10 protein-coding genes are annotated in these 9938 nt (G+C 67.9%); 3 read left to right on the top strand and 7 right to left on the bottom strand.

Annotated features, from left to right (window positions below; genetic code table 11):
- From crcB to M4D77_RS22365, 6 genes are all read right to left on the bottom strand, one after another.
- A partial coding sequence (crcB, locus tag M4D77_RS22340; RefSeq protein WP_259937447.1) for a fluoride efflux transporter CrcB occupies positions 1 to 366 on the bottom strand: 366 nt, incomplete at its 3' end.
- Complete coding sequence (locus M4D77_RS22345; RefSeq protein ID WP_247449829.1) at positions 363 to 827, bottom strand: CrcB family protein; 465 nt, start codon at positions 825 to 827, stop codon at positions 363 to 365. The genes crcB and M4D77_RS22345, both read right to left, overlap by 4 nt.
- A gap of 14 nt (positions 828 to 841) precedes the next feature.
- Positions 842 to 1324, bottom strand: a complete 483-nt coding sequence (locus M4D77_RS22350; RefSeq protein ID WP_159371260.1) for a DUF6790 family protein — start codon at positions 1322 to 1324, stop codon at positions 842 to 844.
- 4 nt (positions 1325 to 1328) lie between these two features.
- On the bottom strand, positions 1329 to 3209 hold the full coding sequence (locus tag M4D77_RS22355) for a propionyl-CoA synthetase (RefSeq protein WP_259937449.1): 1881 nt from the start codon (positions 3207 to 3209) through the stop codon (positions 1329 to 1331).
- A 118-nt stretch (positions 3210 to 3327) separates the two neighbouring features.
- The gene (locus M4D77_RS22360) at positions 3328 to 3927 is read right to left on the bottom strand and encodes an MSMEG_1061 family FMN-dependent PPOX-type flavoprotein (RefSeq protein WP_259937451.1); all 600 of its coding nucleotides are present in this window, start codon (positions 3925 to 3927) and stop codon (positions 3328 to 3330) included.
- A 26-nt stretch (positions 3928 to 3953) separates the two neighbouring features.
- Complete coding sequence (locus tag M4D77_RS22365; protein WP_259937454.1) at positions 3954 to 4595, bottom strand: universal stress protein; 642 nt, start codon at positions 4593 to 4595, stop codon at positions 3954 to 3956.
- Between the two features lie 159 nt (positions 4596 to 4754).
- Here M4D77_RS22365 and M4D77_RS22370 point away from each other — a divergent pair, with 159 nt between their 5' ends.
- On the top strand, positions 4755 to 5927 hold the full coding sequence (locus M4D77_RS22370; RefSeq protein WP_259937456.1) for a sensor histidine kinase: 1173 nt from the start codon (positions 4755 to 4757) through the stop codon (positions 5925 to 5927).
- Positions 5924 to 6610: a response regulator transcription factor gene (locus M4D77_RS22375; RefSeq protein WP_058253679.1), complete on the top strand. Its 687-nt coding sequence runs from the start codon at positions 5924 to 5926 to the stop codon at positions 6608 to 6610. Before M4D77_RS22370 ends, M4D77_RS22375 begins: the two co-directional genes overlap by 4 nt.
- 11 nt (positions 6611 to 6621) lie before the next feature.
- On the opposite strand, the gene M4D77_RS22380 is transcribed toward M4D77_RS22375, so the two are convergent.
- On the bottom strand, positions 6622 to 7881 hold the full coding sequence (locus M4D77_RS22380; RefSeq protein WP_259937458.1) for a helix-turn-helix domain-containing protein: 1260 nt from the start codon (positions 7879 to 7881) through the stop codon (positions 6622 to 6624).
- Between the two features lie 155 nt (positions 7882 to 8036).
- Here M4D77_RS22380 and M4D77_RS22385 point away from each other — a divergent pair, with 155 nt between their 5' ends.
- Positions 8037 to 9902, top strand: a complete 1866-nt coding sequence (locus M4D77_RS22385; RefSeq protein ID WP_259937459.1) for an NAD(P)/FAD-dependent oxidoreductase — start codon at positions 8037 to 8039, stop codon at positions 9900 to 9902.
- Positions 9903 to 9938 lie beyond the last annotated feature (36 nt).

Here is a 9938-nt window from a genome sequence, read left to right on the forward strand (position 1 = left end):
GACGAGCCACACCACCCACACGGCGGCCGCACACGCGAACACCGACGCGACCAGCGTTCCGACGGCGTACGCGGCGGACCGCCACCTGTCCTTCTGCTGCCCCAGCCGCACCGTCTCGAACGCAGCCGTACTGAAAGTCGTGTAGCCACCGCAGAATCCGGTCCCGAGGACCAGTTGCCAGTCGTGCGGCGCCCCGTGGAAGACGACGAGACCGGCGAGCACACCCAACAGTGCCGACCCGCTGACGTTGATCGCGAAGGTGCCCCAGGGCGTCGTCGACGGCCATCGGCGTCGAATCGCTCCGTCGACGACGAACCGGGTGACGGCACCGAGCGCTCCCGCCACCATCACGGCGAACGCGATCACGACCGTTCCCTCCGCCCGGCGATCGTCGATGCGACTCCGATCCCGCAACCCGCCGCGAGAACCCCCAGCACCACGCTCAGCACCGCATACATGGTTGCGGTCACGACCGCCGAAGCCCGTGTCAGTTCGGTGATCTCCAGCGCGAAGGTGCTGTAGGTGGTCAGCGCCCCACAGATGCCGGTGCCGCCGAAGAGACGGATGCGCTGGCGCCATCCGTCGTCGGGTCCCGAACGCATCAGCAACTCGAGCAACGCTCCCAGCACGAACGCGCCGGCGACGTTCACCCCGAAAGTGGCCCAGGGCCACTGCCCTTCGACGGCCGGGAACGAGTTCTCGGCCCACAGCCGGAGCCCGGTGCCGAGAATCCCGCCGGCGAACACCCAGGCGACGGCCTGCACACGCAGGTGCACAGGGCGTTCGTCCGGATCGACCGGGAGTTCGCGGTGCTCGTCTCGGTGCACGCGCCAAGTCTCCGCTACGTGACCGACGCGTACAACACGATCAGGTAGATCGGTACCAGCACGTCGAAGAAGAAGATGGGACCGGCGTTGCCCGCCTTGAAATTACGCCGGGTCACCATCTCCCGTACGTGCCCGACCGCGGCGCCCAGGTAGAACACCGAGAACGCGATGATGGTGGCAAGGGTGAACTCGTCACCGAAACCCGATGCGATCACGCCCAAGACACCCGTCGCCAGGCTGGCGAGCCCGACCTCCCATTGCCACGGCGTCTTCGGGGGCCACCCGATCGACTCGGCGATCGGCTCGCCGAAGAACATGTGGCCGCACCCGGTCATCCATCCCTGGACACCGATCATCCACAACACGGAGTTCTCGAGCAGATCCCGGCCCAGGTCACCACCCGGGGTCGACACGTCGACGATCGTGGTGATGATCGCGCCGACCAGCCCGACGAACGGCACCAGCCGGATCGCGGTGCGAAGCACACCATCGAGCATCGACTCAGCCCTCGAGTTGTGCGGCCAGCGCGGTCAGGACATCGGGGTCCTCGATGGTGGAGGGCACGGTGTACTCCTCGTGGTCGGCGATCTGTCGCATGGTCTTTCGGAGGATCTTGCCCGACCGTGTCTTCGGCAGCGCCGGCACCACCGTCACGTCGCGGAACGTCGCGACGGCCCCGATCTCGTCGCGCACCATGGCCACGAGTTCGGTGCGCAGAGTCTCGGCGTCGATGTCGACGCCGGACTTGAGCACCACGTACCCGCTGGGACGCTGGCCCTTCAGTTCGTCGTGGATGCCGATGACCGCGCACTCGGCCACCGCCGGGTGCGACGCCACCACCGCCTCGATACTGCCCGTCGAGAGCCGGTGTCCGGCAACGTTGATCACGTCGTCGGACCGGCCGAGAACGAACACGTAACCGTCGGCATCGACGTAGCCGGAGTCACCGGTCAGGTAGAAGCCGTCGAACGCCGACAGATACGACTTGCGGTACCGCTCCTCGTCGCGCCACAACCCGGCGAGGGTTCCGGGCGGCAGCGGCAGACCGATGACGATGTTGCCCTCCTCGCCCGGGTCCAGCGAATTGCCCTCGGCGTCGACGACGCCCACGCGGTAGCCGGGAACGGCGACCGTCGGCGAGCCCGCCTTGATCGGCATCGGCTCCAGCCCACGGAGATTCGCCGCGATCGCCCAACCGGTCTCGGTCTGCCACCAGTGGTCCACGACCGGGACACCGAGCACCTCCGAGGCCCACGTGAAAGTGTCCGGGTCGAGTCGCTCGCCCGCCGCGAACAACGTCTCGAGCGAGGACACGTCGTACTTGCTCAGTTCGGTGGCGTCCGGGTCCGCCTTGCGGATGGCGCGGATCGCGGTGGGTGCGGTGAACAACGCCTTCACCCCGTGTTCACCGATGACACGCCAGAACGCGCCCGCGTCCGGGGTACCGACCGGCTTTCCCTCGTACATCACCGATGTCGCTCCGACGAGGAGGGGCCCGTACACGATGTAGGAGTGTCCGACGACCCACCCCACATCCGAGGCGGTCCACCACACGTCGCCGGCAGAGATGTCGTAGATGTTCGCCATCGACCATGTCAGGGCCACCGCATGCCCGCCGTTGTCGCGGACGACGCCCTTGGGCTTCCCGGTGGTCCCCGAGGTGTAGAGGATGTACAGCGGGTCCGTGGCCTCGACCGGAACCGGCTCGACCGGATCGGCACCGGCGAGCACGTCGTCCCAGTCGAGCCAACCCTCGTGATCCGCTGCGACACCACCGATCTCGGGACGGTCCTTGACGATGACGACGCGCGGGGGCGTCGCCGACAACTCGATGGCCTTGGCCACCATCGGCAGATACTCGACGACCCGGCCCGGTTCCAGACCGCCTGAGGCGGTGAGGACGGCGACGGGCTCGGCGTCGTCGATACGGGTCGCGAGCTCACGAGCGGCGAAACCGCCGAAGACCACCGAGTGCACCGCGCCGATCCGCGCGCACGCCAGCATCGCGACGGCCGCCTCGGGGATCATCGGCATGTAGATCACCACGCGATCGCCGTAACCGATCCCCTGCTCGGTGAGGACACCGGCGAATCGTGAGACCTCGTCGAGCAGTTCGGCGTAGGAGTACCGACGGACCTCGCCCACCATCGCCGAGTCCCAGATCAGCGCGGTCCGGTCGCCGTGTCCCGCCGACACATGGCGATCAAGGGCGTTGGCGCAGGTGTTCAGCGTCGCGTCCGGGAACCAGCGGTAGAGCGGGGCGGCCGAGTCGTCGAGTGCGGAGGTGGGTGGGGTGATCCATTCGACGCCGTTGGCGGCGTCGAGCCAGAACGCCTCCCGATCGTCGGCTGCCCGTGTGAACGCTTCGATGTACCGGCCCATGGCCATCCCTTCGCCGTCGTCGGTGAGGGCACCGGTGTCGTCGGTGCCGCATCGCCCTTCGAGGGTATCGGGGTGACCGGGACACCGTGTTCGATCCCGCGCCCGCACCGTCGGCGGGTCAGTAGAGGTACGGGCGGAAGCTGTCCTCGGTGAACCGTTCATTGCCCGCTTCGGGCATCACGCGCCGGGTGATCTCCGCGACCGACGGCAGCGCCTCGGGCAGCCAGGTGTCCGGTCTCCACAGGTCGGACCGCAGGAACGCTTTGGGACAGTGGAAGAAGACCTCTTCGACGGTGATCTCCACCGCGAGGATCGGCCGCTTTCCGTTGATCGACAGGTCATCGAAGTAGTCGGCGTCGCCGACGATGCGCGCCGGGCCGTTGATCCGGAGGGTGTCGCCGCGACCGGGCACGACGAAGATCGAGCCCGCTCGGGGGTTTCGCAGGATGTTCAGGTAACCGTCGACACGACGGTTGCCCGGCCGCTCGGGTATCGCGATGTGCCGGTCGTCGATGACGTGGACGACCTTGCCGGCCGGGTCGCCCTTGGGCGACACGTCGATCCGTCCGAGTTCGTCGGCGGTCGCGAGGAACACCATCGGCGACTTCGCGAGCCATTCCCGGTCGACGTCGGCGAGACAGTTCCGCGCCTTGTCGCGGATGATCTCCATCGGATGGCCGACGATCTCCCGCAGCCTCGACTCGTCGGTGATGTGCATCTGCACATCGTGTCACGCGGCCGTTGCTACGCGGGTCGCGGTGCGGGCGCAGGCCAGGCGAAGGTCCAGGTGGTGTCGCGGACATCGTCGACCCGCGCCGCCCGTCGGCGCAGATGGACCGACCCGTCGGTGACGATCAGCATGACGTCGGCGTCGAGGCGTCCGGCGAGACGTCGGGCGGTCCAGCCCGGACGCGCTCCGCCGGTTCCGATGACGACGGCACCGGCCTCCACACGTCGGGCTGCCCGGTGCAGGACCGACGTCGGGTCGCCGACCTCGCTCATGGTCGACACCGTCCGTGCACCGTGCCACCTCGCGAGTTCGGCGGCGGTCCGCAGGGTCTCGTCGACTCCCGCCTGACCGGAGAGCAGATAGGACTCGTCCTTGAGGGCGTCGTGAAGCGTGGTGCTCGCTTCTTTCCGACGACGCCGCGTGGCGCAGATCAGGATCAGGTCGCCGGAATCGCCGAGCAGTCGAACGGCGACCTTCACCGCACGCAACGAGGCGTCGGTCCCGTCGACTCCGACGACGACCGGACGGCCGAACCCCGCGTGGCTCTTCACCCGTACGCCGCGCGCGTCGATCGGCGGGGCCAGGCCGGGATCTGTCGGCCCTGGTCGGGTCTCGAGGCGCTCCCAGCGCCGGGGTCGCGTCCGCAGCGTGCTCATGATGTCCTCCTCGGTCGGCGATTTCGCTGCTCACAACGTTATGGAGGCCATCGTCCCGAGTCGCCATCCCGCGGGTTGACCGGTTCTCCACCCCAGGGTGGACAGCGGAATCCACCGTGAGGCGGACGTTCGGCAGTTCTGCGGAACTATCCTGGAACGGTGACGGTCTTCACAGCGGAGATGGGCGCGGGGCTGCGCCGGCGGATCGAACGGGCGGGCGGCGACTACCCGCCGCTGTACCCCGCGGTGATCCTGTCGTCGAGCGTCGTGGTCACCCTGGTGTCGACGGCACAACGTTTCCCGTTCGATCAGACCGGGTGGGTGATCGCGGCTCTGGTCCTCGCCGTGCTCTCGCTGGTGCTCGACCTGACCCTGCCGCCGACCGCGTACCCGTGCTCTGCGGTGATCACCAGTACGGTCTGCTTCCTCATGGTCCCGACGCCCACCGACGCCGCCCCACTCCAACTCGTCCTGGTGGCGGCGATCGCCGCCGCGATGTATCCCCTTCTCGGCGGACTGATCGTGACGGCGGCCTGCCTCGCCGTCATCGTGTGGTTCGGCGCCGTCGGCGGTCTCGAGTCACCGGCCATCTACGCGCTCGGCGTCGCGTGCGGTTGGCTGATCGGCTACATGATGCTGATCCAGAAGCGTCTGGCCGACAACCGGGCCCGGGTGCTCGCCGAGCGTGCCGACCGCGCCGCGAGCGACGAACGACAGCGGATCGCCCGCGAGATCCACGATGTCATCGCGCATTCCCTGTCGATCACCATGCTCAACGTCACCGGCGCCCGTCGCGTGCTCGAACAGGATCGTGACATCGAGGAGGCACTGGAGGCACTCTCCGACGCCGAACGCCAAGGCCGACAGGCGATGACCGAGATCCGCACCATCGTCCACGTACTGGGGACGACCGAGCCGACGGGAACGACGGCCCCGTCACCGGGCGCCGGAGACCTCGTCCGGCTCGTCGAGGACTACCGCAAGGCCGGCGTCGACATCGACTTCAGCCTCGTCGGCGACCTCACCGAGCTGCCACGTCCGGTCGGTGCGGCGCTGTATCGGATCACCCAGGAGTCCCTGGCCAACGTCGTCAAACACTCGGTGGCCAAGCAGGCCTCGGTCTCGGTGTCGGTGGCCGATGCGGTTGCTCTCACGGTCGAGAACCCGGCGACCGAGGATCGGCCACGAGAATGCGACGGCACCGGTATCGAGGGAATGACCCAGCGCGCGGCACTGCTCGGCGGCACTCTCCAGACAGCACATCGGGCAGGCACCTGGTCGGTACACGCGAGCCTGCCGTCGCGACCGATCACCGCCGGGGTGCCCGCATGACGACGACCGCACCCACCGATCCCGCGGCCGACCCGATCCGGGTTCTTCTCGTCGACGACCAGGAGCTCATCCGTACGGGCCTGCGTCGCATCCTGCGCCTGCGCGACGGCTTCGACATCGTGGGTGAGTGCGCGGACGGTTCCGGAGTCCTCGCGGGGATCGCCGAACACCGGCCCGACATCGTCCTGATGGATCTGCGGATGCGTGACGTCGACGGCATCACCGCCACCACGATGGTGCGCACCCTGCGGGAGCCGCCGCCGGTGCTGATCCTGACCACCTTCGACGACGACGCCCTGTTGTCCCGTGCCCTGCGCGCCGGAGCGGCCGGGTTCATCCTCAAGGATTCGCCGGCCGAGGCGCTCATCTGGGCGGTCCGCGCGGTGGTTCGCGACGGCGCGTTCCTGGATCCGGCGGTGACCGAACGCGTTCTCCATGGCTTCCGACGGTCGGGTCGCGAGCAGGTGAGCACCGTGCCCGGGCTCACCGACCGCGAGACCGATGTCCTCCGCCTGATCGCGCGGGGCCGCACCAACGCGGAAATCGGTGCGGCCCTCGGTATCTCGCAGGTGACCGTGAAGAGCCACATCAACCACATCTTCACGAAGCTCGACCTCCGCGACCGGGCGGCGGCGATCGTATACGCCTTCGACCGTGGGCTCGTGGTCGCCGAGTACGACTGAGCCCGAGTCGATCAGTCGTGCACGGTGGTGATCTCGGGGGCGAGCACCTCGACGTCGACCCCGTCGACGAACCGGTACGGGCCCGCCACGAGCAGACCACCGAAGTGCTTGCGCAGCCGGGACATCTCGGCCCGCACTGTGACCGTCCGGTCGTCGACGCCGAACAGGTGCATCGACATCTGGGCCGCGGTGACGCCGCCGGGCCGTCGCGCCAGGAGGGTGAGGATCTCGCCGTGCCGGGGCGAACAGCGATGGGTCCAGGCACCGCTCGCGCCTTCGACGGTGACCTCGACATTTCGGAGACCCGACGCGTCCGGCGGTGTCCGCACGATCACCCGTGTGGTGGATGCGTCCGAGGTCTCCGCGACGCGCACCAACCATCCGCCGGGCAACGCCTCGACGTCGCACTCCCCCAGCGCATTCACGAAGATCCGGCCGGGGCCGAGCCGCGGCGGCAGGATCAGTCGCGATCGCGGAGACACGGTGTCCACGGCGGCGACCCACCCGTCGGTGTCGACCGCCAACGCTGGGCCGGGCATGCGGGCGAGGATCGGCGCGGCCACCGCCCGCAACGAATCGAGTCGTCGGTGGTGGCTCTCGCGTAGTTGTGATTCGGCCAGCCGGGCGACCGCATGCACCAGCGCCAAGGTGGTCGGATGGATGGTGGCGGCCGGACCACTCACATCGACCACCCCCAACATCTCACCGGTCCGCGGGTCCTTGATCGGTGCACCGGTACAGGTCCACGAATGATGACTGCGCACGAAGTGCTCGGCCGAGAACACCTGCACCGAACGACCGGACATCAGTGCCGTACCGATCGCGTTGGTCCCCACCGAGCCCTCGGCCCAGTCGGCACCCTCGACGAATCCGAGAGTGTCCGCGCGCGTGAGCACCTTCGACGACCCGCTCCGCCACAGCACGTGCCCGTCGGCATCCGAGACGACCAGGATGTTGTCACCGTCGGCGATCAGCGAGTCGAGGCCACGTGCCAACTCGTCCACGACCTCCGCCAGGCCGGAGCGTCGGCGGCGTTCTTCGAGCTCCTCGAGCTGAAGCGTCCGTTCCCCGGCGCAGTCCACGTCCGGGTCGAGACCGGCACGTCGGAGTCGCTGCCACGAGTCGTCGATGACGCTGCGCGGACGCGCCGGCATGCGCCCGCCCGACATCGCCGCGTCGTGAACCGCGCTGAGAACGGACGCGAACTCGCGCGGATCGTCGCCGGCGTGCACCGCGGGCTCCAGCTCGGAGGCCGACTCGTAAGCGTTCATCTCTTCGATTGTGCGTCACGTCACAGACGACGACAACGTACCCCGCCCCTCGCAACCCCCTGCAACCCTTGCCGCCACCCGGCGCCGGGGCGTCTGCTGTCCACAACCCGCTGTGTTCCACATCACGTTCGCGGGGCACATCTCGAGGAGGCATCATGACTCAGACATTGGAACCGCTGGTCCATCTCGACCGCACCCCGCAGGAGCGGATGGACGCCTGGCTGCGTGAGTTCGAATCCGCACTCGCCGCAGACGACATCGCCCGCGCGACGAACGCGTTTCTGACCGACAGCTACTGGCGCGACCTGACCGCATTCACCTGGAACATCAAGACGGTGGAGGGCCACGAGCAGATCGCCGACATGCTGACCGCGCGTCTCGCGGACACCCGCCCGTCGAACTTCACCACCACTGAACCGGCCACCGACGACGGGGACGGCGTCGTCTCGGCGTTCATCGCGTTCGAGACCGCCGTCGGACGGTGTGAGGGACACCTGCGCATCCGTCGCGACGACGCCGGCACCGACGGTGGCGGGCGCGACGCCGGGGAGGACAAGGCCTGGACGCTGCTGACGACGATGCAGGAACTCAAGGGACACGAGGAGTCGGCCGGCCCGAATCGACCGCTCGGGGCGGTGCACGGTTCCGACCCCGACACCCGTTCCTGGGCGGAGAAGAAGGCCGACGAGGAACTGTCGCTCGGACGGTCGGCGCAACCGTACGTGCTCGTGATCGGCGGCGGGCAGGGCGGTATCGCGCTCGGCGCACGACTCCGCCAGCTCGGCGTGCCGTCGGTCGTCGTCGATCGCCATGACCGTCCCGGGGACCAGTGGCGCAAACGCTACAAGTCGCTGTGCCTGCACGACCCGGTTTGGTACGACCATCTCCCGTACCTGCCGTTCCCCGACAACTGGCCGGTCTTCGCACCCAAGGACAAGATCGGCGACTGGCTCGAGTTTTACACCAAGGTCATGGAGGTTCCGTACTGGAGTAAGACGACGTGTCTGTCCGCTGAGTACGACGAGGCCGAGTCACGGTGGACGGTTGAGGTCGACCGGGACGGTGAGCGCCTCACGCTCCATCCGACGCAGCTGGTCCTCGCGACCGGGATGTCCGGCAAACCTGCCGTCCCTTCGGTCCCCGGGCAGGATGTGTTCGCCGGCGAGCAACACCACTCGAGCGCACATCCCGGACCGGACGGCTACCTCGGCAAGAAGGTCGTCGTCATCGGCTCCAACAACTCCGCGCACGACATCTGCAAGGCGCTGGTGGACAACGGCGTCGACGCCACGATGGTGCAGCGCTCCTCGACCCACATCGTGAAATCCGACTCGCTGCGGTCGATCGCCCTCGGTTCCCTGTACAGCGAGGAGGCGGTCGCCTCCGGGATGACGACCAAGAAGGCCGATCTCACCTTCGCCTCGTTGCCCTACCGGATCATGCACCAGTTCCAGATACCCGTGTATGACCAGATCCGCCAACAGGACAAGGAACTCTACGAACGACTCGAGGCGGCCGGCTTCCAGCTCGACTTCGGCGACGACGACTCCGGACTCTTCATGAAGTACCTACGCCGCGGATCCGGCTACTACATCGACGTGGGCGCGAGCGAACTCATCGCCGACGGAACGATCAAGCTGGTCCACGGTCAACTGGACCACCTCACCGAGAATTCGGTGGTGCTCGCCGACGGGACGGAGATCGACGCCGACGTGGTCGTCTACGCCACGGGGTACGGATCGATGAACGGCTGGGCCGCCGACCTCATGGGACAGGAGGTCGCCGACCGTGTCGGCAAGGTGTGGGGACTCGGCTCCGAGACGACCAAGGACCCGGGCCCCTGGGAGGGCGAACAGCGGAACATGTGGAAGCCCACCCAGCAACCGGGCCTGTGGTTCCACGGCGGAAATCTGCACCAGTCGCGCCACTATTCGCTGTATCTCGCGCTACAACTGAAGGCGCGATATGAAGGAATCCCCACGCCCGTATACGGCTTGGCGGACGTCCACCACCTGAGCTGATCACCAATGAGAAAGGCCCCGCAACCACGAGGCTTG

It is taken from the genome of Gordonia sp. p3-SID1431, from assembly GCF_025143765.1.
GTDB classification, from domain to species: domain Bacteria; phylum Actinomycetota; class Actinomycetes; order Mycobacteriales; family Mycobacteriaceae; genus Gordonia; species Gordonia hongkongensis.